This is a genomic window from Rhizobium sophorae (assembly GCF_013087515.1).
GTDB classification, from domain to species: Bacteria; Pseudomonadota; Alphaproteobacteria; order Rhizobiales; family Rhizobiaceae; genus Rhizobium; species Rhizobium sophorae.
In genome coordinates this window covers 122,081-142,875 of sequence record NZ_JABFCN010000019.1, presented here as the reverse complement: position 1 = coordinate 142,875, position 20,795 = coordinate 122,081, and the positions used below count along the sequence as shown (strand labels likewise).

At 62.0% G+C, this 20,795-nt stretch carries 17 protein-coding genes; 9 read left to right on the top strand and 8 right to left on the bottom strand.

Annotated features, from left to right (window positions below; genetic code table 11):
• Window positions 1-28: 28 nt before the first annotated feature.
• From G9X64_RS11960 to G9X64_RS11945, 4 genes are all read right to left on the bottom strand, one after another.
• Window positions 29-859: a sugar phosphate isomerase/epimerase family protein gene (locus tag G9X64_RS11960; protein WP_168317295.1), complete on the bottom strand. Its 831-nt coding sequence runs from the start codon at window positions 857-859 to the stop codon at window positions 29-31.
• A gap of 137 nt (window positions 860-996) precedes the next feature.
• Window positions 997-2,160, bottom strand: a complete 1,164-nt coding sequence (locus G9X64_RS11955) for a dihydrodipicolinate synthase family protein (protein WP_171376598.1) — start codon at window positions 2,158-2,160, stop codon at window positions 997-999.
• Window positions 2,161-2,163: 3 nt separating this feature from the next.
• The gene (locus tag G9X64_RS11950; protein ID WP_171376597.1) at window positions 2,164-3,312 is read right to left on the bottom strand and encodes a Gfo/Idh/MocA family protein; all 1,149 of its coding nucleotides are present in this window, start codon (window positions 3,310-3,312) and stop codon (window positions 2,164-2,166) included.
• A gap of 131 nt (window positions 3,313-3,443) precedes the next feature.
• A complete protein-coding gene (locus tag G9X64_RS11945) occupies window positions 3,444-4,121 on the bottom strand; it encodes a TetR/AcrR family transcriptional regulator (protein ID WP_168290922.1) in 678 nt (225 codons plus the stop codon).
• Window positions 4,122-4,319: 198 nt separating this feature from the next.
• On the opposite strand from G9X64_RS11945, the gene G9X64_RS11940 reads away from it, so the two are divergent.
• The 7 genes from G9X64_RS11940 (at window position 4,320) to G9X64_RS11910 (ending at window position 13,046) form a co-directional block, all read left to right on the top strand.
• Window positions 4,320-5,606, top strand: a complete 1,287-nt coding sequence (locus G9X64_RS11940; protein WP_168317292.1) for an ABC transporter substrate-binding protein — start codon at window positions 4,320-4,322, stop codon at window positions 5,604-5,606.
• A 6-nt stretch (window positions 5,607-5,612) separates the two neighbouring features.
• Window positions 5,613-6,572, top strand: a complete 960-nt coding sequence (locus G9X64_RS11935; protein ID WP_168312050.1) for a carbohydrate ABC transporter permease — start codon at window positions 5,613-5,615, stop codon at window positions 6,570-6,572.
• Entirely contained in the window at window positions 6,565-7,452 is an 888-nt protein-coding gene (locus tag G9X64_RS11930) for a carbohydrate ABC transporter permease (RefSeq protein WP_131643888.1), read from the top strand. Before G9X64_RS11935 ends, G9X64_RS11930 begins: the two co-directional genes overlap by 8 nt.
• A complete protein-coding gene (locus G9X64_RS11925) occupies window positions 7,452-8,549 on the top strand; it encodes a Gfo/Idh/MocA family protein (protein ID WP_171376596.1) in 1,098 nt (365 codons plus the stop codon). Before G9X64_RS11930 ends, G9X64_RS11925 begins: the two co-directional genes overlap by 1 nt.
• A 32-nt stretch (window positions 8,550-8,581) precedes the next feature.
• Window positions 8,582-9,658, top strand: coding sequence for an ABC transporter ATP-binding protein (locus tag G9X64_RS11920; protein WP_171376595.1), 1,077 nt, complete (start codon window positions 8,582-8,584; stop codon window positions 9,656-9,658).
• 62 nt (window positions 9,659-9,720) lie between these two features.
• Window positions 9,721-10,599, top strand: coding sequence for a choline/ethanolamine kinase family protein (locus tag G9X64_RS11915; RefSeq protein WP_171376594.1), 879 nt, complete (start codon window positions 9,721-9,723; stop codon window positions 10,597-10,599).
• Complete coding sequence (locus tag G9X64_RS11910; protein WP_171376593.1) at window positions 10,596-13,046, top strand: GcvT family protein; 2,451 nt, start codon at window positions 10,596-10,598, stop codon at window positions 13,044-13,046. Before G9X64_RS11915 ends, G9X64_RS11910 begins: the two co-directional genes overlap by 4 nt.
• Before the next feature lie 256 nt (window positions 13,047-13,302).
• Here G9X64_RS11910 and G9X64_RS11905 read toward each other — a convergent pair whose 3' ends face one another.
• Window positions 13,303-14,760: a mannitol dehydrogenase family protein gene (locus tag G9X64_RS11905; protein ID WP_168312055.1), complete on the bottom strand. Its 1,458-nt coding sequence runs from the start codon at window positions 14,758-14,760 to the stop codon at window positions 13,303-13,305.
• Window positions 14,757-16,172, bottom strand: coding sequence for a glucuronate isomerase (gene uxaC, locus G9X64_RS11900; RefSeq protein ID WP_171376592.1), 1,416 nt, complete (start codon window positions 16,170-16,172; stop codon window positions 14,757-14,759). The genes G9X64_RS11905 and uxaC overlap by 4 nt, the downstream gene beginning before the upstream one ends.
• Window positions 16,173-16,622: 450 nt before the next feature.
• Between uxaC and G9X64_RS11895 the strand changes: the two genes are divergently transcribed.
• Window positions 16,623-16,832: a SlyX family protein gene (locus G9X64_RS11895; protein ID WP_168312057.1), complete on the top strand. Its 210-nt coding sequence runs from the start codon at window positions 16,623-16,625 to the stop codon at window positions 16,830-16,832.
• Window positions 16,833-16,878: 46 nt separating this feature from the next.
• On the opposite strand, the gene G9X64_RS11890 is transcribed toward G9X64_RS11895, so the two are convergent.
• Both G9X64_RS11890 and G9X64_RS11885 read right to left on the bottom strand, forming a co-directional pair.
• On the bottom strand, window positions 16,879-18,360 hold the full coding sequence (locus tag G9X64_RS11890; RefSeq protein ID WP_168312058.1) for an NAD-dependent succinate-semialdehyde dehydrogenase: 1,482 nt from the start codon (window positions 18,358-18,360) through the stop codon (window positions 16,879-16,881).
• 66 nt (window positions 18,361-18,426) lie between these two features.
• Window positions 18,427-19,707 (bottom strand): 4-aminobutyrate--2-oxoglutarate transaminase, encoded by a 1,281-nt coding sequence (locus tag G9X64_RS11885; RefSeq protein WP_065281747.1) that lies wholly within the window; start codon window positions 19,705-19,707, stop codon window positions 18,427-18,429.
• Window positions 19,708-19,874: 167 nt separating this feature from the next.
• Here G9X64_RS11885 and G9X64_RS11880 point away from each other — a divergent pair, with 167 nt between their 5' ends.
• Window positions 19,875-20,684: a MerR family transcriptional regulator gene (locus G9X64_RS11880; RefSeq protein WP_168312059.1), complete on the top strand. Its 810-nt coding sequence runs from the start codon at window positions 19,875-19,877 to the stop codon at window positions 20,682-20,684.
• Window positions 20,685-20,795: the final 111 nt, after the last annotated feature.

The window sequence follows — 20,795 nt, the reverse complement described above, 5'->3', positions numbered from 1 at the left end:
GCATGCGTGATGAAACAAATACTGAAAATCAGATCTGGCAGCTGCTCCGGAAGCGTTCGACGCAGGTGGCGATCACTTCATCGGCCGGGCGTTTCCACCAGGTCTCGGCCGAAAAGATCTCCACCTCCTGTGCGCCGAAGAAGCCGGCAGCCTCGATCATCCGTCTTATGCCTTTGAGGTCGATGATGCCATCGCCCATCATGCCGCGGTCGAGCAGCATGTCCTTTGTCGGCACCAGCCAGTCGCAGATGTGATGGGCAAAGATGCGTTTCATGCGGCCGGCGCGGGCGATCTGATTGGCAAGATCGGGATCCCACCAGACATGATAGACATCGACCGCAACGCCGACATCCTCCCCGAGCTGTTCACACATGTCGAGCGCCTGACCGAGCGTGTTCACGCAGGCACGGTCGGCGGCATACATTGGATGCAGCGGTTCGATGGCGAGCTTCACGCCCGCAGCCTGGGCATGCGGCAAAACGGCGGCAATGCCGTCGAACACCATCTGGCGAGCCGCGACGATATCCTTCGAACTATCAGGCAGGCCGCCAACGACGAGCACGAGGCAGTCGGCCGACAATGCGGCCGCCTCGTCGATGGCGCGCCTGTTGTCGTCGAGATTTTTCTGCCAGTCGGCATCGTTTGCCGCCGGGAAGAAACCGCCGCGGCAAAGCCCGGTCAGCTTGATGCCGTTCGATTTGACGATCCGCACCGCCTCGTCGAGACCGACCTTGGCGACCTGGTCGCGCCAGGGGGCGATCGCGGTGATGCCGTGTTTCAGGCAGATATCGACGGCCTCGGCAAAGCCGCATTGCTCGCGGATCGTCGCCAGGTTGATCGAAAGTCCTTCGACGTGCATGTCATTCTCCTCCCATCACTACAGCGCCGCGCGTCTCTTCAGATGCGCAAAGGACGCTGTAGCACTTTGAATTGCTGCATAATTTTGTCCTCAAATCGGTTCCCACTTAAGGGCAAAATTATGCAGCAGCTCGTGCTTCAGTTGACGCCGTGGACGGCAAGCACCTGTTTCATGCGCGTCGTTGCGAGTTCCGGATCGGCGAGAACCCGGGCCTTGTCGGCCAGGCGGAAGAGTTCGGCCAGATGCGTCAGCGAGCGGGTACTCTGCTGGCCGCCGACCATCACGAAATGGTCCTGCAGGCCGTTGAGATAGGCGAGGAAGACGACGCCGGTTTTATAGAAGCGGGTCGGCGCCTTGAAGATGTGGCGCGACAGCGGCACGGTCGGCTCCAGCAGATCGAAGAATTCATGGTTGCTCTTGCGGCCGAGCGCTTCGAGGGCTGCCGAGGCAGCCGGAGCGATCGCATCGAAGATGCCGAGCAGCGCGTCGGAATGGCCCTCTTCATCGCCGGCGATCAGTTCGGCATAGTTGAAATCATCGCCGGTATACATGCGCACGCCTTTCGGCAACCGGCGGCGCATCGCCACTTCCTTCTCCTTGGAAAGCAGCGAGATCTTGATGCCGTCGACCTTGTCGGCATGGGCCTCGATCACCTCGAGGCAGGTGGACATGGCCTCGATATGATCACTGTTGCCCCAATAACCCTCAAGCGCCGGATCGAACATTTCGCCGAGCCAATGGATGATGACGGGTTCCTTGACCTGGCGAAGGATCCGGTCATAGACGCGGATATAGTCGTCCGGCCCCTTGGCGGCGGCGGCAAGCGCCCGGCTCGCCATCAGGATAATGCGGCCGCCGGCCGCCTCCACCGTTTCGATCTGCTCCTCATAGGCCCTGAGGATCGTGTCGACGGTGACGTCGGGTCCCGGCGTCAGATGGTCGGTGCCGGCACCGCAGGCGATCAGCGCGTCCTTGCGGCCGGCCGCCTCACTGAGCGCCCGGCGGATGAGGTCGCGCGCTTCCGGCCAGCCGAGCCCCATGCCGCGCTGCGCCGTATCCATCGCTTCGGCAACGCCGAGGCCGAGATCCCAGAGGCGGTGGCGGAAGGCGAGGGTGCGCTCCCAATCGATCGCCGGCGTCAGCCAGGGATCGTTGTCGGCGAGCGGATCGGCGACGACATGGGCGGCGGCAAAGGCGATGCGCGGAAAGGCCTTGGCGTCGCGCTTGGCGAGCGCGATCGGCGTGCTGGTCAGCGTGTAGGGAACGATCTTGCCGTCGAGAGGGAGATTGATCGTCGTCACGGCTCAGAACTCCAGTGCGGGAACGTCGAGCCAGCGCCGCTCGACCCAGGATTTCAGGCCGAGTTCGGCAAGCTGCACACCCTTGGCGCCGGCTTCCAGGCCATAGGGCCACGGCGCATTTTCGACGACATGGCGGATGAACATTTCCCACTGCGCCTTGAAGCCGTTGTCGAAGGCCTGCGTGTCCGGAACCTCGTCCCAGGTCTTGTAGAAGTCGATCGTCTGCGGTTGGTCCGGGTTCCACACCGGCTTCGGCGTGTTGACGCGGTGCTGGCTCCAGCATTTCGTCAGGCCGGCGACGGCCGAACCATGTGTGCCGTCGACCTGGAAGGTGACGAGGTCGTCGCGGCGGACGCGAACGGCCCAGGAGGAATTGATCTGCGCGATAGCGCCGCCTTCGAGCTCGAAGGTCGCATAGGCCGCATCGTCGGTGTCGCAATCATAGGGCTCGCCCTGCTCGTCGATGCGCCGGCCGATATGAGTGGCGCCGAGGCAGGAGACAGCCTTGACCTCCCCGAACAGATTGTCGAGCACGTAGCGCCAGTGGCAGAGCATGTCGAGGATGATGCCGCCGCCGTCGCACTTGCGGTAGTTCCAGGACGGGCGCTGCGCGGGCACGCCCCAATCGCCTTCGAAAACCCAGTAGCCGAATTCGCCGCGCACCGAGAGGATCTTGCCGAAGAAGCCGGAATCCCTGAGCAGCGCCAGCTTACGCAGGCCGGGCAGGAAGAGTTTGTCCTGCACGACGCCATGCTTGAGGCCGGAGCCGCGCGCCTTGCGGGCAAGTTCGAGTGCCACCTGCAGATCGTCGGAAATCGGCTTCTCGCAATAGACATGCTTGCCGGCATCGAGCGCCTTGGACAGAAGTTCGGCGCGCATCAGCGTCGTGCCAGCGTCGAAGAAGATCGTGTCGTCGGGATTGGCGAGCGCGGCATCCAGATCGGTCGACCAGCGCTTGATGTTATGCTTCTTCGCCAGCTCTTCCATCTTGGCGCCGTTGCGGCCGACGATGATCGGGTCGATCTCGAGTTTCTCACCCGATTTCAGCGCGATGCCGCCTTGGTCGCGGAAGGCGAGAATCGAGCGCACCAGGTGTTGATTGTAACCCATGCGGCCCGTGACGCCGTGCAAGATGATCCCCAAGCGTGCCATTTTTTCCTCCCAGCAAATTTTTGCGGCGGGAGCGGGCATCCTCGTCCGGTCCTCCCGAGCCGGTAACTAAACAGTTACTTGATGGCAGAAGAGCGGCGCGGCTGTCAATAGTCAAATCCGATTTTAGAAATTCAGCGCTTGATCGAGGCGAGCGTGACGTGGACGATATGTCTTTCCCAGGCATTGAGATGGGTCGGCTCGATCAGGTCGCGGCCGAAGATCGTCGAAAGCGTGTACTGGTTGGACAGGTAGAAATAACCGAGCGAGGCGATCGTCAGGTAGACATGCAGGGGATCGGCGGTCTCGATGAAGACCCCCTGCTTCTTTCCCCGCTCGAGCACGTCGGAAAGCTCGCCGATCAGATGCGAATGCAATTCCTTGAGCCGGACGGACTGGCGCAGCCAGCGGGCGCGATGCAGATTTTCCGTGCCGAGCAGGCTGAGGAATTCCGGGTGCTGCAGAAAGTAACGCCATGTGAAGAGCGCCAGTTCGCCAATGCCTTCCTCGGGGCTGCGGTCGCCGATATGCAGCGCGCGTTCGGCGGTGCGGATGCCGACATAAGCCTCTTCGAGCACTTTGAGGTAGAGCTGCTCCTTGTCGCCGAAATAGTGATAGAGCATCCGCTTGTTGGTGCCGGCGCGCTCTGCAATGGCGTCGACACGAGCTCCGCCCATGCCGTTTTCGGCAAATTCCCGGGTTGCCGCGTCAAGGATAGCGGCGCGCGTCCGCTCCGGATCGCGTTGGGTCGTCCGTTCCGCGGGTGGGCGCCGAGACCTTTTCTTGTCCCCGTTCTCGCCGCTGTCGTTCATTTCTCCGCCTCCGCCTTCATATGTTGCGCTCATAAGCCTTCGGTGCGAAATTGTAAAAACCGAATTTGAAAGCCCCGCGAGCGACACCGCTTGACACGCTCGCCGCTTTGCCCGTAGCTTGTAACCAATTAGTTATTTATGCAAGGGTAACTAGGTTTCGGAAGCGTGTGGAGGCGCTTCCCTTTGGAGGAGGAAAAAATGAGCCTACGTGTAAGCAGACGTAATTTCGTTGCGGGAGGAGCGACGCTTCTTTCGCTCTCGGCGTTGGGAACCAGCGCTTTGGCACAGGAAACGCGCCTGCGTCTCCTGTGGTGGGGCTCGCAGCCGCGCGCGGATCGCACCAATAAGGTCTCGGAACTTTACAAGGCGAAAAATGCCGGCACCACCATCAACGGTGAGTTTCTCGGATGGGCCGATTATTGGCCACGACTTGCGACTCAGGTCGCCGGCCGCAACGCCCCCGACATCATCCAGATGGACTACCGCTATATTGTCGAATATGCCCGGCGCGGCGCCCTTGCCCCTCTGGAATCCTATATGCCGTCGAAGCTGCAGCTCGAGGATTTCGATCCTGCGCAGATCGAAGGCGGCAAGGTCGATGGCCATTTGTATGGTGTCAGTCTCGGCGCCAACTCGGCCGCAACCGTGGTGAACGCCGCGGCCTTCAAGGAAGCCGGCATCGATATGCCGACGCAGAAGACGACCTGGGAAGAATTCGGCAAGATCGGTGCTGAGATGACCAAGGCCGGTAAACGCAAGGGTTACTTCGGTTTTGCCGACGGCAGCGGTGTCGAACCGGCCCTTGAAAACTACCTCCGCCAACGCGGCAAGGCGCTCTATACGGCGGACTCGAAGATCGCTTTCGGTCCTGAGGAAGCTTCTGAATGGTTCGATATGTGGGCTAAGTTCCGCGAAGCCGGCGCTTGCGTCACCCCTGATATCCAAGCCCTATACAAGGATACGATCGATACCAGCCCCCTCACCGTAGGCAAGGCTGCTTGCGACTACGCACACAGCAACCAGTTCGTAGGCTATCAAGCCATGGTCAAGGATAAGTTGGCCCTGACCAACTACATGCGCATCACGCCGGACTCAAAGGGCGGTCATTACCGGAAGCCATCGATGTTCTTCTCCGTCTCGGCGCAGTCGAAGGTGATGGATCTGGCGGTCGACTACGTCAACTTCTTCGTCAAGAATCCGGATGCCGCGGTGATCCTCGACGTCGAGCGCGGCATTCCGGAATCGAAGGCAATGCGCGATGTCGTCGCCACCAAGCTCGACGAAACCGGCAAAGTTCCGCTCGACTATGTCGCCGGCCTCGGTGATCTTGCCGGCCCACTGCCGCCCCCGCCGCCAACCGGCGCAGGCGAAGGCCAGCTCATTCTGCGCAACATCGCCGAACAGGTAGCCTTCGGACAGCTGACTCCTTCGGATGGCGGTAAGCAGCTTGTCACCGAAATTACGCAGATTCTCGCTCGAGGCTGATCCCGTATGAGCAATGCGATGCGCACGCCCGCAGGGGCCATCAATGTGGAAAGATATCAGGGGGCCGTGGCCGAAGGACGCTTCCGGCGCCTTTGGAATGCCAATGCTCCCGGTTATCTCTTCCTTCTGCCATGGCTCGTCGGCTTTTTCGGGTTGACGCTCGGGCCGGCCCTGATGTCGCTTTACCTCTCCTTCACCGACTTCGACATGCTCCAGTCGCCGCGGTGGGTGGGAATGGCGAATTACGTGCGCATCGCCACGGCGGATCCGAAATTTTCGGCCGCCATGCACGTCACTTTGACCTATGTCGTCTTCTCGGTCCCGTTCAAGCTGACCTTCGCATTGCTGGTCGCCATGGCGCTGAATCGCGGCCTCCGCGGGTTGCCGATCTACCGCGCCATCTTCTATCTGCCGTCATTGCTGGGCGGCAGCGTGGCGATCGCCGTGCTCTGGCGTCAGCTTTTCGCCAGCGATGGCCTCGTCAATGCCGCGCTCTCGCATTTCGGCATCGAAGGTCCGAGCTGGATCTCGCATCCGAGCTATTCGATCTATACGCTGGTGGCTCTGTCCGTCTGGCAGTTCGGCTCGCCGATGATTATTTTCCTGGCCGGCCTGCGCCAGATCCCGCAGGATATGTATGAGGCGGCCAGCCTCGACGGCGCCTCCAAGTTCCGGCAATTCTACAAGATCACCCTGCCGCTTCTGACGCCGGTGATCTTCTTCAATGCCGTCGTCCAGACGATCGAAGCCTTCAAGGCCTTCACGCCGGCCTTCATCATATCAGGCGGAACCGGCGGTCCGATCAACTCGACGCTCTTCTACACGCTCTACCTCTATCAGGAAGCCTTCGGCAATTTCCGCATGGGCTATGCCTCGGCGCTCGCCTGGATCCTGGTGGTGATCATCGCGATCTTCACCGCCTTCTCCTTCCTGACCTCGCGTTACTGGGTGCACTACGATGACTGAGATGACCGCTTCCGTCACTGCGGCCAGGCCGCCATCTGATATCACCAAACGCAGCCTGCCGGCGTCGCTCATCATCCATGCGCTGCTGATCGCCGCTTCGCTTCTCATGCTTTATCCGCTGTTGTGGATGGTTTCGGCATCGGTCAGGCCGGAAAACGAGATCTTCTCGTCGACCTCGCTCATCCCGTCGTCGATCGATCTCTCCTCCTATGTCCGCGGCTGGAATGGCCTCGATATCAGCTTCGGCCGGTTCTTCTGGAATTCGCTCGTCATCTCGCTGCTGGTGGTGACCGGCAATGTCATCGCCTGTTCGCTGACGGCTTTCGCCTTTGCGCGGCTGCGTTTTGCCGGCCGGAATTTCTGGTTCGCGATCATGCTCGGCACGCTGATGATCCCCTATCACGTGACGCTGATCCCGCAATATGTGCTCTTTCTCGATCTCGGCTGGGTCAACACCATCCTGCCGCTTGTCGTGCCGAAGTTCCTGGCAAGCGATGCCTTCTTCATCTTCCTCATGGTGCAGTTCTTCCGAGGTATCCCGCGCGAATTGGACGAGGCGGCGATGATGGATGGCTGCAGCGCTTGGCGCATCTACTGGAAGATCATGCTGCCGCTGTCGCTGCCGGTGCTGGCAACAGCCGCGATCTTCTCCTTCATCTGGACCTGGGACGATTTCTTCGGCCCGCTGATCTACCTAAACGACATGAACACCTATACGATCCAGCTCGGCCTGCGCACCTTCGTGGATTCCACCAGCGCATCGGATTGGGGCGGTTTGTTCGCCATGTCGACCCTGACGCTCGTGCCGGTGTTCTTCTTCTTCCTGTTCTTCCAGCGCCTGCTGATCGAGGGCATCGCCACGACGGGCATGAAGCGTTGATGGCGATGACGGGAAAGAGCGACATGAGCATCAGGACGGTCGCGATCGTTGGCTGCGGCATCGGCCGCTCCCATATCGTCGAGGGTTACCTGCCGCATTCCGACAAGTTCAAGGTCGTGGCGGTCTGCGACCTGAACGAGCAACGCATGGCAGCGGTCGGCGACGAGTTCGGCATCGAACGACGCACGACTTCCTTCGCGGAATTGCTGGCCGACGACACGATCGACATCATCGATATCTGCACCCCTCCCGGTATCCATCTGGAACAGGTGGTCGCAGCACTTGCCGCCGGTAAACATGTCGTCTGCGAAAAGCCGCTGACGGGCTCGCTTGCTGCCGTCGATACCATCATGGCAGCGGAAAAGGCCGCCAAAGGCGTGCTGATGCCGATCTTCCAGTACCGTTACGGCGACGGCATCCAGAAGGCCAAGCGGATCATCGACGCCGGTATTGCCGGCAAGCCCTATACCGCTTCGGTCGAAACCTTCTGGCTGCGCAAGCCGGAATATTACGCCGTTCCTTGGCGCGGCAAATGGGCGACGGAACTCGGCGGCGTTCTCGTCACCCATGCGCTGCACCTGCACGACATGCTGATGCATCTGATGGGTCCGGCGGCAAGGGTCTTCGGCCGCGTCGCCACCCGCGTCAACGATATCGAGGTCGAGGATTGTGCCTCCGCCAGCCTGCTGATGGAAAGCGGCGCCTTTGTCTCGCTGTCCTGCACGCTTGGTTCGCAGGAACAGTTGAGCCGGCTCAGGCTGCACTTCGAGAATGTCACTTTCGAGAGCAGCCACGAGCCCTATACGCCCGGCAAGGATCCCTGGAAGATCATCGCCGCGAATGACGACGTGCGGGAGCAGATCGACAAGGTGGTTGGCGACTGGCAGCCGGTCGCGCCGCGTTTCACCACGCAGATGGGCCAGTTCCACGCTTTCCTTAGCGGCCATGCGCCGCTGCCGGTGACGACAAAGGACGCCCGCCGCGCGCTGGAACTCGTCACCGCCATCTACCAGTCTTCCGACAGCGGCGCCGACGTGCCGCTGCCGGTCGGTCCCGATAGTCCGAAATACGCCGATTGGCGCGCAAGAACGAAGTAACCGACAAAATAAAAAGAGAGGGTTTTGAGAAGATGGCAACCAGTGTCGTTCTTCAGAAGGTCGAGAAGCGCTACGGCGCGATGGATGTGATCCATGGCATCGACCTGACGATCGATCCCGGCGAATTCGTCGTTTTCGTCGGCCCCTCCGGCTGCGGAAAATCGACCCTTCTGCGCATGATTGCCGGCCTCGAGGAGATTTCGGGCGGCGCGCTGCTGCTCGACAGCGAGCGCATGAACGAGGTGGCGCCGGCCAAGCGCGGCATCGCCATGGTTTTCCAGTCCTACGCGCTCTATCCGCATATGTCGGTTTACAAGAACCTCGCCTTCGGCCTGGAGACGGCGGGTTACAAGAAGGCCGAGATCCAGCCGAAGGTGAAGCGCGCCGCCGAAATCCTGCAGATCGAGAAGCTGTTGGAGCGCAAGCCGAAGGCGCTCTCCGGCGGCCAGCGCCAGCGTGTCGCCATCGGCCGGGCCATCGTGCGTGAGCCGCGCATCTTCCTGTTCGACGAGCCGTTGTCGAACCTCGATGCCGAACTGCGCGTGCAGATGCGCGTCGAGATCTCCCGCCTGCACCGCAGCCTCGGCAATACGATGATCTATGTCACCCATGACCAGGTCGAAGCCATGACGATGGCGGACAAGATCGTGGTGTTGAATTCCGGCCGTATCGAGCAGGTCGGCGCGCCGCTCGATCTCTACAACAACCCGGCCAACCGCTTCGTCGCCGGCTTCATCGGCAGTCCGAAGATGAATTTCCTGAAGGCGCGCATCGAGCAGGTCGGCGAGACCGAAACCAGCATCCATGTCTGCGGCAATTCTGTCCGCCTGCCGCGCCGGCTGAGAGGCGAGGCGGGAGAGGAGGTCACCTTCGGCATCCGTCCCGAGCATCTTTCGCTGGCCGAAGGCGCAATCACGCTCTCGACCGTCAACGTCGATCTCGTCGAAAATCTCGGCGGCGCCACCATGCTCTACACCACGACGCCGGATAACCAGCTTCTGACCGTCGCGCTCGACGGCCAGCAGAAGGTGGAGCGCGGCGCCAATGTGAAGACCTTCTTCGATCCGGCCCGCTGCCACGTCTTCGATGCCGCCGGCAAGACGATCTAATCCCGCTGCTTGACAGCCGATCCCTCTCTGCCCCATCATTTCCACAGGGCAAGGGGGATAGCATGACGCCTGAAGATAGGATTCATGCGCTCGGCATCTGGCAGGGCCCGATCGACATTTCGCCGATAGCAGGCGGCATCACCAATCGGAACTATCTGGTCAGCGATGCCGTCGCGCGTTGCGTGGTGAGACTCGGCACCGATATCCCGATCCATCACATCAACAGGCAGAACGAGCTTGCCGCAAGCCGTGCGGCCCATGCCGCCGGCATTTCGCCTGCCGTCATCCACCATTCGCCGGGCGTGCTGGTGCTCGAATATATCGAGGCGCGATCGCTTTCGCCGGAGGATATCAGGGCGCCACAAATGCTCGCCCGGGTCTTGCCGCTGGTGCGTGCCTGCCATCGCGACATCGCCCGGCATTTCCGAGGTCAGGCGATGATCTTCTGGGTCTTCCACGTCATCCGCGATTACGCCGCCAATCTGAAGGCGTCGGAGAGCGCCTATCTTCCTCTGCTGCCGGGGCTCGTCGGCCGGGCAGAGACGCTGGAAGAGGTGGCAGGGCCTTTCGAGATCGCCTTCGGCCACAACGACCTGCTGGCCGCCAACTTTCTCGATGACGGCAAGCGGCTCTGGCTGATCGACTGGGACTATGCCGGTTTCAATACACCGCTTTTCGATCTTGGCGGATTGGCCTCCAACAATGAACTCTCGCAAGCGGCCGAGCGCACGATGCTGGAGACCTATTTCGACCGGCCGCTGACCGATGATCTCGCCACGCGCTATGCCGCGATGAAATGCGCCTCGCTACTGCGCGAGACGCTCTGGAGCATGATTTCGGAAATTCATTCCAGCATCGATTTCGATTACGTCGGCTACACGGCCGAAAATCTCGCGCGCTTCGAACGCGCTTATCAAGCCTTTGAACGGGATCATAAATGACGAAGGAATTACCGAAGACGGCGAAAGCCGTGGTCATCGGCGGCGGCATCATCGGCTGCTCGACAGCCTATCATCTCGGCAAGCTCGGCTGGACCGATACCGTGCTGCTGGAGCGCAAGAAGCTTACCTCGGGCACCACCTTCCATGCCGCCGGCCTTGTCGGCCAACTGCGCACCAGCGCCAACATCACCCAGCTTCTCGGCTATTCCGTCGATCTCTACAAGGGGCTGGAGGAGGAAACGGGTCTCGGCACCGGCTGGAAGATGAATGGCGGCCTGCGCCTTGCCTGCAACGAGGAACGCTGGACCGAGGTCAGGCGCCAGGCGACCACCGCCCAGTCCTTCGGCCTCGAAATGCAGTTGCTGACCCCGCAGGAAGCCTTCGATCTCTGGCCGCTGATGACGGTCGACGATCTCGTCGGCGCTGCCTTCCTCCCGACCGACGGCCAGGCCAATCCCTCCGACATCACCCAGGCGCTGGCAAAGGGCGCCCGCATGTCGGGCGTTTCGATCTTCGAGGATACCGAAGTCCTCGACCTTGAAATCGACAGGGGGAAGATTCGTGCCGTCGTTACGGCGCAAGGGCGCATCGAATGCGAGCGCGTCGTCGTCTGTGCCGGCCAATGGACGCGCGCCTTCGCCGCCCGCTTCGGCGTCAACGTGCCGCTGGTCTCCGTCGAGCACCAATACATCATCACCGAATCTTTCGGCGTGCCCTCTAACCTGCCGACGCTGCGCGATCCCGATCGCCTGACCTATTACAAGGAAGAGGTCGGCGGCATCGTCATGGGCGGCTACGAGCCGAACCCCATCCTCTGGGCGAAAAACGGTATCCCCGACGGTTTCCACTACACGCTGCTGGACAGTAATTTCGACCATTTCGAGCAGATTATGGAACAGGCGCTCGGGCGCGTTCCGGCGCTGGAAAATGTCGGCGTCAAGCAGCTGCTGAACGGCCCGGAAAGCTTTACGCCGGATGGCAACTTCATTCTTGGCGAGGCGCCGGAGCTGAGGAATTTCTTCATCGGCGCCGGTTTCAACGCCTTCGGCATCGCTTCGGCCGGCGGAGCCGGCATGGCGCTGGCCGAATGGGTGACGAAGGGCGAGCCGCCCTATGATCTCTGGCCGGTCGATATCCGCCGTTTCGGCCGGCCGCATTTCGATACCGACTGGGTGCGGACACGCACGCTTGAAGCCTATGGCAAACATTACACCATGGCCTGGCCGTTCGAGGAACATTCGAGTGGCCGCCCCTGCCGCAAATCGCCGCTCTATGACCGGCTGAAGGCGCAGGGCGCCTGTTTCGGCGAAAAGCTCGGCTGGGAACGGCCGAACTGGTTTGCCGATCTCTTCGCCAACGAGGAGCCGAAGGATATCTACAGCTACGGCCGCCAGAATTGGTTCGACGCCGTTGGCCGCGAACACAAGGCGGTGCGCGAAGCGGCCGTCATCTTCGACCAGACGTCCTTTGCCAAATTCGTGCTGAAGGGCAGGGATGCCGAGGCAGCCTTGTCCTGGATCGCCTCCAACGATGTCGCAAGGCCTGTGGGATCGCTCGTTTACACACAGATGCTCAACGACAAGGGCGGCATCGAATGTGATGTGACGGTCGCCCGCATCGCCGAGAACGAATATTACATCGTCACCGGTACCGGCTTCGCCACCCATGACTTCGATTGGATCGCACGTAATATCCCGGCGGCGATGCATGCCGAACTGGTCGACGTCACCTCCGCCTATTCCGTGCTGTCGCTGATGGGACCGAATTCCCGTGCCGTGCTGGAAAAGGTGACGGGCAGCGACGTCTCGAATGCGGCCTTCCCCTTCGGCAAGGTCAGGACCATCGGCATTGCAGGCTGCCCGGTGCGGGCGCTGCGCATCACCTATGTCGGGGAGCTCGGCTACGAACTGCATGTTCCCGTTGAATATGCGACCACGGTCTACGACGTGCTGATGGCATCAGGCGGCGAGCTCGGCCTCGTCAATGCCGGCTACCGCGCGATCGAGAGCTGCCGCCTGGAAAAGGGTTATCGCGCCTGGGGGTCGGATATCGGTCCCGACCATACGCCGGTCGAGGCCGGTCTCGGCTGGGCGGTGAAGACGCGGAAGAATATTCCCTTCCGCGGCCGTGAGGCGATCGAGCAGCAGCTTTCGGGAGGCGTCAAGAAGCGCCTCGCCTGCTTCATTCCCGAGGATGCGGATGCCGTGCTGCTCGGCCGCGAAACGATCTATCGCGACGGCAAGCGCGTCGGCTGGCTGTCGAGCGGCGGCTTCGGTTATACGCTGGGCAAGCCGATCGGTTACGGCTACGTCCGCAATCCCGACGGCGTGACGGAAGATTTCGTCCTCTCCGGCACCTATGAGCTTGATGTCGCGCGGGAACGCATCCCCTGCAAGGTATCGCTGTCGCCGCTCTACGATCCCGATATGGCGCGGGTGAAGGCCTGACAACACAGGTGACCCGGGAGAGGGCGTACAGTGTGGTACCCCCCTCTGCCCTGCCGGGCATCTCCCCCACAGGTGGGGAGATCGGCAGGAGGTTGGATCATCGTTTCCTCTCTACCGTATTGGGAATCGTCCTACCTTCATTGTTTGGGGAAGCCATCTCGCCCATCCGATCTCCCCCCTTGTGGGGGAGATGCCCGGCAGGGCAGAGGGGGGTACCGCATGACACACCCTCTCTTTCGCCAGCAAGCTCCAAATCTCAGAACAGCGGCAACCGGTCGTCCTGGATCAGGATCTCCAGTTTGTCAGCCACATCCTGCGTCCACGCCCGGTGGCCTGTCAAAGCCGCCGGGAAAAGTCCGGGAAGGGTAAAGAGAGCCGCCGAGATCGCAAGGCCAGTGCGCGGGACATCGGCGATGAGGGCGGCGATTTCGCCAGCCCTGGGATCGCGCAGTTCGTAGCGCTCGCCGTTGCCGTGTTCGCCGATCGCATAGCGCATCCACGCCGCTACGGCGATCGCATAGGTCTCCGCCCTGTCGCCATGCGCCAGCGCCTCGCTTGCCGGCTCCAGCAGCCGCTGCGGCAGTTTCTGCGTTCCGTCCATGGCGATCTGATAGGTGCGATGGGCGATCGCCTTGTTTGCAAAGCGTGCTATCAATTCATTGGCGTAGGCATCGAGATCGATGCCGGGCACCGCGTCGAGCGTTCTGGCGGCCGCATGCATGTGCCGGTAGGCCAGTGCTGCCAGGGCTGCATCGTCCATCACGTCGCGGATGAATTCATAGCCGCCGATATAACCGAGATAGGCAAGCAGCGAATGCGCGCCATTCAGCATCCGCAGCTTCATCTTCTCGTAGGCCGAGACCTCCTCGACCATCAGTGCGCCGCGGACCTTTTCCCAGGCCGGCCGGCCATTGGCGAAATGGTCTTCGATGACCCATTGCGTAAAGGGTTCGGTCTCGATCGCCGCCATATCCGTGCGGCCCGTCAGCCGTTCGGCATCGGCATAGGTCGCCTCGGTGCTGGCCGGCGTGATGCGGTCGACCATCGTCGACGGGAAGGGCACATTCGCTTCGATCCAGCGATGCAGGTCGGGATCTATGCGGGAGGTGAATTCCAGCACCAGGCGCTTCAGCACAGCGCCGTTGCTCGGCAAGTTGTCGCAGCTCAGCGGCGTAAAGGGTGCGATCCCCTTCTGCCGGCGGCGCGCAAGGCCTTCGACGAGGTAGCCGATGACGCCGCGCGGCGCATGCCGGCTGGCGAGGTCGGCGACGATATCGGGGTGCTTCAGGTCGAGGCCGCCGGTTGCCGGATCGAAACCATAGGCCTTTTCCGTCACCGTCATGCTGACGATGCGGATAGCGGGATCTTCGAGCCGCGCCAGCAGGCCAGCCGGATCGCGCGGCGCCACATGTGCCTTCAGGATCGAGCCGACCACCTCAGCCGTCGTGCCTGAGGTATCGCGGATCAACGTCGTATAGAGCCCGTTCTGGGCGCTCAGATTGTCGGCGACATCGGGCGTGCGCAGGCTTGCCACCTCGATGCCCCAGTCTCCGCCTGCGGCTGCGAGCGCGCCGTCCGTGAAGGGCGCGAAATGGGCGCGGAAGAAGGCGCCCGGGCCGAGATGCAGGATGCCGGCCTTCAGCGCATTCCTGTCATAGGCGGGAAGTTTCGCCGTCGGCGCAAGGCCGGTCAGGTTTTGTAGTCTGTCGCTCACAGCTTGTAGGCCTTCTTTGCATTGCCATAGGAGAGCTCGCCTGCGACGATCTCGGCTTCCCGCTTGGAAATCCGGTGCTCGGCGGCGAGCTGGGCAAGGAAGCGGCAGACTTCGCGGCGCCAGACGTCATGCCGCGCCGGGATCGAAAGCAGCGCCCGAGTATCGTCGTTGAAACCCGCCATATTGGCAAAACCCGCCGTCTCCACAACCTGGTCGAGGTAACGGCGGATGCCGAGCGGGCTGTCGTGGAACCACCATGGCGGGCCGATCATCAGGCAGGGCCAATGGCCAGCCATCGGCGCCAGCTCGCGTGCATAGGTCGTCTCGTCGAGCGTGAAGAGCAGCACACGCAAACCCGGTGCGTGACCATACTTTGATAGCAGCGCATTCAAGCCGCCGACCCAGTCCGTGGGTGTGGGGATATCGGCGCCCATATTCGGGCCGCGGGTCGCAAACAGCCCGCTGTCGGTATTGCGTCGCGAGCCGGCATGGATCTGCATTACCATGCCGTCCTCGGCCGAAAGTCCGGCCATCTCGGTCATCATCTGGCCGCGGAAGAGCTCGGCATCCTCGGCCGAAAGCGGACCCTTCAGCGCCTTGTCGAGCAGCGCTTGTTTTTCCGCAAGCGGCAGATCTGATGTAAAGGCGGTAGGCACGCCGTGATCGGTCGCGGTGGCGCCGAACTGGCGGAAATAGGCGCGCCGGCGCCGATGCGCCTCGATAAGACCGTCCCAGCGTGTTACCTCAGTGCCGGTGATCTCTCCGAACTTGATGAGATTGTCGCGGAAGCCGACGGCATCGGGATCGGTGACGCTGTCCGGCCTGTAGGTGGTGCGCACCTTGCCGATCCAGCCGTCGGCCGCCATCTTCTGGTGATGCGCCAGAGGATCGAGCGCTCCATCCGTCGTCGCGATCGTTTCGATGCCGAATCGCTGATGCAGCGCCCGCGGGCGGAATTCCGGAAGGGCAAGCTGGGCATTGATATGATCGTAGAGCGCATCGGCATTGTCTGATGTCAGCGGCTCGGTGCAGCCGAGCACGGCCGACATGGCGTGGTCGACCCAGAGGCTCGAAGGCGTCCCGCGGAAAAGGCGGTAGTGTGCGGCAAAAGTCCGCCAGATCGCCCGTCCCGTTGCCACCGGCTTGCCGTCGAGCCGCGGCACGCCGAGCTCGTCCAATGTGACGCCGACGCTGTGCAGCATGCGGAAGAGATAGTGATCGGGAATGACCAGCAGCGAGGCCGCGTCTTCAAAGGGCTTGTCGTCGGCGAACCAGGAGGGTTCGGTATGCCCGTGCGGACTGACGATCGGAAGATTGCGCACCGTCTCGTAGAGGTCGCGCGCGATGGTCCGTGTTGCCGGATCAGCCGGAAAAAGCCGGTCCGGATGAAGAAAGCCGTTTCCTGCATCCATCAGTATTCCTCCCTGATGGATAACGGCCTACCCCACAACATCAGGCACGGCAAGGTCTTTTAGTAACCAAACGGTACAGTTTTGCGCATGGCCGCGCCGGGCATGGAAAGCATTGACGAGGCGACCTATTTCCGCTTTGCAGAACCATCTGTTCTGCCGGTTTCGGCAAAGGAGGATGTAGAGCCTTTCCGGGTTAGATTGTAGCATTCTGTTGGCTCAAACGGAGTCGGATGGTCGACCGGCCGGCGCGCGTGGTAGCCCGGTTCTACGGCCAAGCCGGCCGGTCGAGCAGGCGGCCCGTTTCAGCCAACCCGAAGGGCCGGGCATCTTTTCGCCAGGGCAAAGGCGATCGGCTCGGACGTACCAAGAGGTATGCCCTTCGCCAATCGCCTTTGCCCTGACGAAAATCTGCTCCGGCAGAATGCTGCAATCTAACCCGGAAAGGCTCTCATGTCCGACGAGACGAACCGCATCACCCGGCTGGAAGAAATGCTGGCCTACCAGGCAAAGACGATCGAAGAGCTTTCCGATCAGCTCGCCGAGCAATGGAAAACGGTCGAGCAGATGCGCACCAAGCTCGACCGGCTGACCGAACGCTTCCTGTCGCTGGAGGAGCAGTCGCTGGACGCGCCAGCGATCACCCGCCCGCCGCATTATTGACGACACGCGGCTGAATGCCGCGTGCCCTTCTCACTAGGATGGTGAATCAAACGCCGCCGATGCAGAGATATTTCATTTCCAGATAGTCGTTGGCGCCGTGCCGCGAGCCTTCGCGGCCGAGACCGGATTGCTTGATGCCGCCGAAGGGTGCCGTCTCGGATGACATCAGGCCGGTATTGATGCCGATCATGCCGTATTCCAGCGCTTCCGCCACCCGCCAGACCTTCTTCAGATCGCCGGCGTAGAAATAGGCGGCGAGGCCGAACTCCGTGTCGTTGGCCTGTTGAATGACATCCTCGACCGTGTCGAAGCGAAAGAGCGGCGCCACCGGCCCGAAGGTCTCCTCGCGCGCCACCTTCATGCCGCGTGCAACGCCTGTCAGCACCGTCGGCGTGAAGAAAGTGCCGGCGCCGTCGATGCGCTTGCCGCCGGTCAGCACCTTGGCGCCCTTGGCAAGCGCGTCGCTGACATGATCTTCCACCTTGGCAAGGCCTTGCTCGTCGATCAGCGGCCCGATCACGACACCCGGCTTGAAACCGTCGCCGACCGACATCTCGGCGACCTTGCCGGCAAGCTTGGCCGCGAAGGCGTCATAGACGTTCGACTGGACATAGAGGCGGTTGGCGCAGACGCAGGTCTGACCGGCATTGCGGTATTTCGAAGCGATCGCGCCCTCGACGGCAGCGTCGAGATCGGCATCGTCGAAGACGATGAAGGGCGCGTTGCCGCCGAGCTCCAGGCTCACCTTCTTGATCTGGTCGGCGCACTGCCGCATCAGGATGCGGCCGACCTCCGTCGAACCGGTGAAGCTGATCTTGCGCACCTTTTCGTTGCCGCAGAGCTCGCGGCCGATTGCCGGACCGTCGACCCCGACGATGACGTTGAAGACGCCGGCCGGAATGCCGGCCTGCTCGGCGAGCACGGCAAGCGCGATCGCCGTCAGCGGCGTCTGCTCGGCGGGCTTCGAGACCACGGTGCAGCCGACGGCAAGCGCTGGGGCGATCTTGCGGGTGATCATCGCCGCCGGGAAATTCCACGGCGTAATCGTGCCGACGACGCCGACCGGCTGCTTGATGACGATCATCCGTTTATCGTCGGAAGGCGCGGGGATCGTCTCGCCGTAGATGCGCTTTGCTTCCTCCGCATACCATTCGATATAGGCCGCGGCGTAAAGGATCTCGCCGCGCGCTTCCGGGAACGGCTTGCCCATTTCGGCGGTCAGGATTGCCGCGAGTTCGTCAGCATTGGCAACCATCAGGTCGAACCATTTGCGCAGGATCGCGCTGCGCTCCTTGGCCGGGCGGGCAGCCCAGCCCGGCTGGGCGGCATGGGCTGCGTCGATCGCCGCCCGCGTCTCTGCCGCACCCATATCGGGCAGCGAGGCGAGCAATTCGCCGGTTGCCGGGTTCAGCACGTCGAAAGTCCTCGTGGCATCGCCTGATGTCCAGACGCCGTCGATATAGCCGGCATCGCGCAGCAAGGGCGAGGAGAAGGGAACGTGTCTGGTCAGTGCAGTGGTGAAAGCCATGTCATATCCTCCTTGGGAGTGCGGCTGCCGGTTGCCGGCAGCCATTGAAATCCGGTTCGGGTGCGCTTAACGGCCCGCGCTTGCTTCCAGCATCGAAGCTTCGAGGATATCGAGCGCTTCGCCGAGGATCTCGTCCTGGATGGTGATCGGCGCGAGGAAGCGGATGACGTTTCCGTGGACGCCGCAGGTGAGCAGGATCAGGCCCTTGTCGAGCGCGATCAGCCGCACCCGGTTGGCGAATTCCGCGCTCGGCAGTCCCGTCGTCCGGTCGTTGAATTCGACGGCGTTCATGAAGCCCGGTCCGCGGATATCGACGATCTCCGGCACCGTCTCGCGCAACGATTCCAGCCGCTGCTTCAGCCGTCCGCCAAGCTGGTTGGCGCGGTTGCAGAGATCTTCGTCAGCAATGACGTCGAGCACGGCGTGGGCAGCGGCGATCCCGAGCGGATTGCCGCCATAGGTGCCGCCGAGCCCGCCCGGTCCTGGCGCATCCATGATTGCGGCGCGGCCGGTGACGGCGGCGAGCGGAAAACCGCCGGCAAGGCTCTTTGCCATCGTCGTCAGGTCGGGCGCTACCTCGTGGTGATCCATTGCGAACATCCTGCCGGTGCGGGCAAAACCGGTCTGCACCTCGTCGGCGATCAGCAGGATGCCGTGCTGGTCGCAGAGCTCGCGCAGCGCCTTCATGAAGGCGGCGGGTGCGGAGTAGAATCCGCCTTCGCCTTGTACCGGCTCGATGATGATGGCCGCGACGCGCTGCGGATCGACATCGGCGGCGAAGAGCTTCTTCAGCGCCGCCAGCGACTGGTCGGCGGTGACGCCATGCAGCTCGACTGGGAAGGGAATATGGAAGACATCGCCGGGCATCGCGCCGAAACCGACTTTGTAAGGCACGACCTTGCCGGTCAGCGCCATGCCCATGAAGGTGCGGCCATGGAAGCCGCCGCCAAAGGCGATGACGGCCGAGCGGCCGGTTGCGGCGCGCGCGATCTTGACGGCGTTCTCGACAGCCTCGGCGCCCGTCGTGACGAAGATCGTCTTCTTCTCGAAATCACCAGGCAGCAGCGCGTTCAGCCGTTCGGCAAGGTGGACGTAGCTTTCGTAGGGCACCACCTGATGGCAGGTATGGGTGAAGCGGTCGAGCTGATCCTTGACCGCTGCGATGACCCGAGGATGGCGGTGGCCGGTGTTGAGAACGGCGATGCCGGCGGCAAAATCGATGTAACGGCGGCCTTCCTTGTCCCAGATCTCCGCATTCTCTGCACGATCGGCATAGATCTGAGTGGTCATGCCGACGCCGCGTGAAATAGCGGCGTTCTTCCGGTCGGTAAGGCTTGTCGCGTTCATTGGTGGCTCCTGCGCGGAAAGGGTTTGAAAGTTATCTTGTATAATTTCTGCAAGATGCATATAAAACTCCTACATTTTTCCTGCAAGAAAACAAGAGGCATTTTTTGCTTCAAACATCACGCTTTTTGATGGAGGCTCTGGGCGATTGGAATCGGGGATAGTTTCGGATGAATGATATTGGGCCTGTACGCTACAAGGTGGCGGAAGCCGCGCGGCTGGCGGGTGTTTCGGCCTCGACGCTGCGCCTCTGGGAAAGCCAGGGTCTGGTGGTTCCCGGTCGTTCGGAAACCGGCCATCGGCAATACAGCGCCGACGATGTGGCGCGGCTGAAGCGCATCTCCTGGTATCGTGTCGAGCGCGGCCTCAATCCCGCGGCAATCCGCGAGGCGCTGGAGAGTGAGGAACCTTCCGCCGACGGCGCCGAGGCAAGCCAGGATACCGGCCTCGGCCGCAAGCTGCGCAGCCTGCGCCATGCGAGCGGCAAGACACTCGATCAGGTGGCCGGCGACATCGGCGTCACCTCGTCGACGCTCTCGACGCTGGAGCGCACCTCGCAGGGCGTCAGCTTCAAGACGCTGCACGATCTGGCAGAGTATTACGGAACCACCGTCTCGCGCCTCTCAGGTGAGAAAAGCGGGGACGTGTCAGAGCTGGTGCGCGCCGGCGAATGGCGCGCTTGGCCGGAAACGACGCCGGGTGTCGCGGTGCAGCTCCTCGCCGAAGGCCGCCGGATGATGGATTGCCATCGTTTCGTGCTGGCGCCGGGTGCTGCCAGCGAGGGCGCTTATCGCCACGAGGGCGAGGAATTCATGCATGTTCTGTCCGGCCGGCTCGAACTGGTGCTCGACGGCGATCAATTCTTCGATCTCGGACCCGGCGATTCACTCTATTTCGAAAGCCGCCGCGATCATTCCTGGCGCAACCGCCACGATGGCGAAACCGTGCTTCTCTGGATCAATACGCCGCCGACATTCTGAACCGCAGCGCCTCGGCCCGAAAAAATCGAAATCGATTTCCGGAAAGCGCGATGCAGAGATTAAAAAAGGTAGAGCGTCCTTTGTGCGTCCAGAGGACACATGGCGCTCTAC

Coding starts and splice junctions, on each gene's coding strand:
- G9X64_RS11930 (WP_131643888.1), top strand. CDS start 6,565: ATGACTGAGATGACCGCTTCCGTCACTGCGGCCAGGCCGCCATCTGAT.
- G9X64_RS11950 (WP_171376597.1), bottom strand. CDS start 3,312: ATGGCACGCTTGGGGATCATCTTGCACGGCGTCACGGGCCGCATGGGT.
- G9X64_RS11935 (WP_168312050.1), top strand. CDS start 5,613: ATGAGCAATGCGATGCGCACGCCCGCAGGGGCCATCAATGTGGAAAGA.
- G9X64_RS11885 (WP_065281747.1), bottom strand. CDS start 19,707: ATGAACGCGACAAGCCTTACCGACCGGAAGAACGCCGCTATTTCACGC.
- G9X64_RS11910 (WP_171376593.1), top strand. CDS start 10,596: ATGACGAAGGAATTACCGAAGACGGCGAAAGCCGTGGTCATCGGCGGC.
- G9X64_RS11915 (WP_171376594.1), top strand. CDS start 9,721: ATGACGCCTGAAGATAGGATTCATGCGCTCGGCATCTGGCAGGGCCCG.
- G9X64_RS11890 (WP_168312058.1), bottom strand. CDS start 18,360: ATGGCTTTCACCACTGCACTGACCAGACACGTTCCCTTCTCCTCGCCC.
- G9X64_RS11925 (WP_171376596.1), top strand. CDS start 7,452: ATGGCGATGACGGGAAAGAGCGACATGAGCATCAGGACGGTCGCGATC.
- uxaC (WP_171376592.1), bottom strand. CDS start 16,172: ATGGATGCAGGAAACGGCTTTCTTCATCCGGACCGGCTTTTTCCGGCT.
- G9X64_RS11940 (WP_168317292.1), top strand. CDS start 4,320: ATGAGCCTACGTGTAAGCAGACGTAATTTCGTTGCGGGAGGAGCGACG.
- G9X64_RS11960 (WP_168317295.1), bottom strand. CDS start 859: ATGCACGTCGAAGGACTTTCGATCAACCTGGCGACGATCCGCGAGCAA.
- G9X64_RS11895 (WP_168312057.1), top strand. CDS start 16,623: ATGTCCGACGAGACGAACCGCATCACCCGGCTGGAAGAAATGCTGGCC.
- G9X64_RS11920 (WP_171376595.1), top strand. CDS start 8,582: ATGGCAACCAGTGTCGTTCTTCAGAAGGTCGAGAAGCGCTACGGCGCG.
- G9X64_RS11880 (WP_168312059.1), top strand. CDS start 19,875: ATGAATGATATTGGGCCTGTACGCTACAAGGTGGCGGAAGCCGCGCGG.
- G9X64_RS11945 (WP_168290922.1), bottom strand. CDS start 4,121: ATGAACGACAGCGGCGAGAACGGGGACAAGAAAAGGTCTCGGCGCCCA.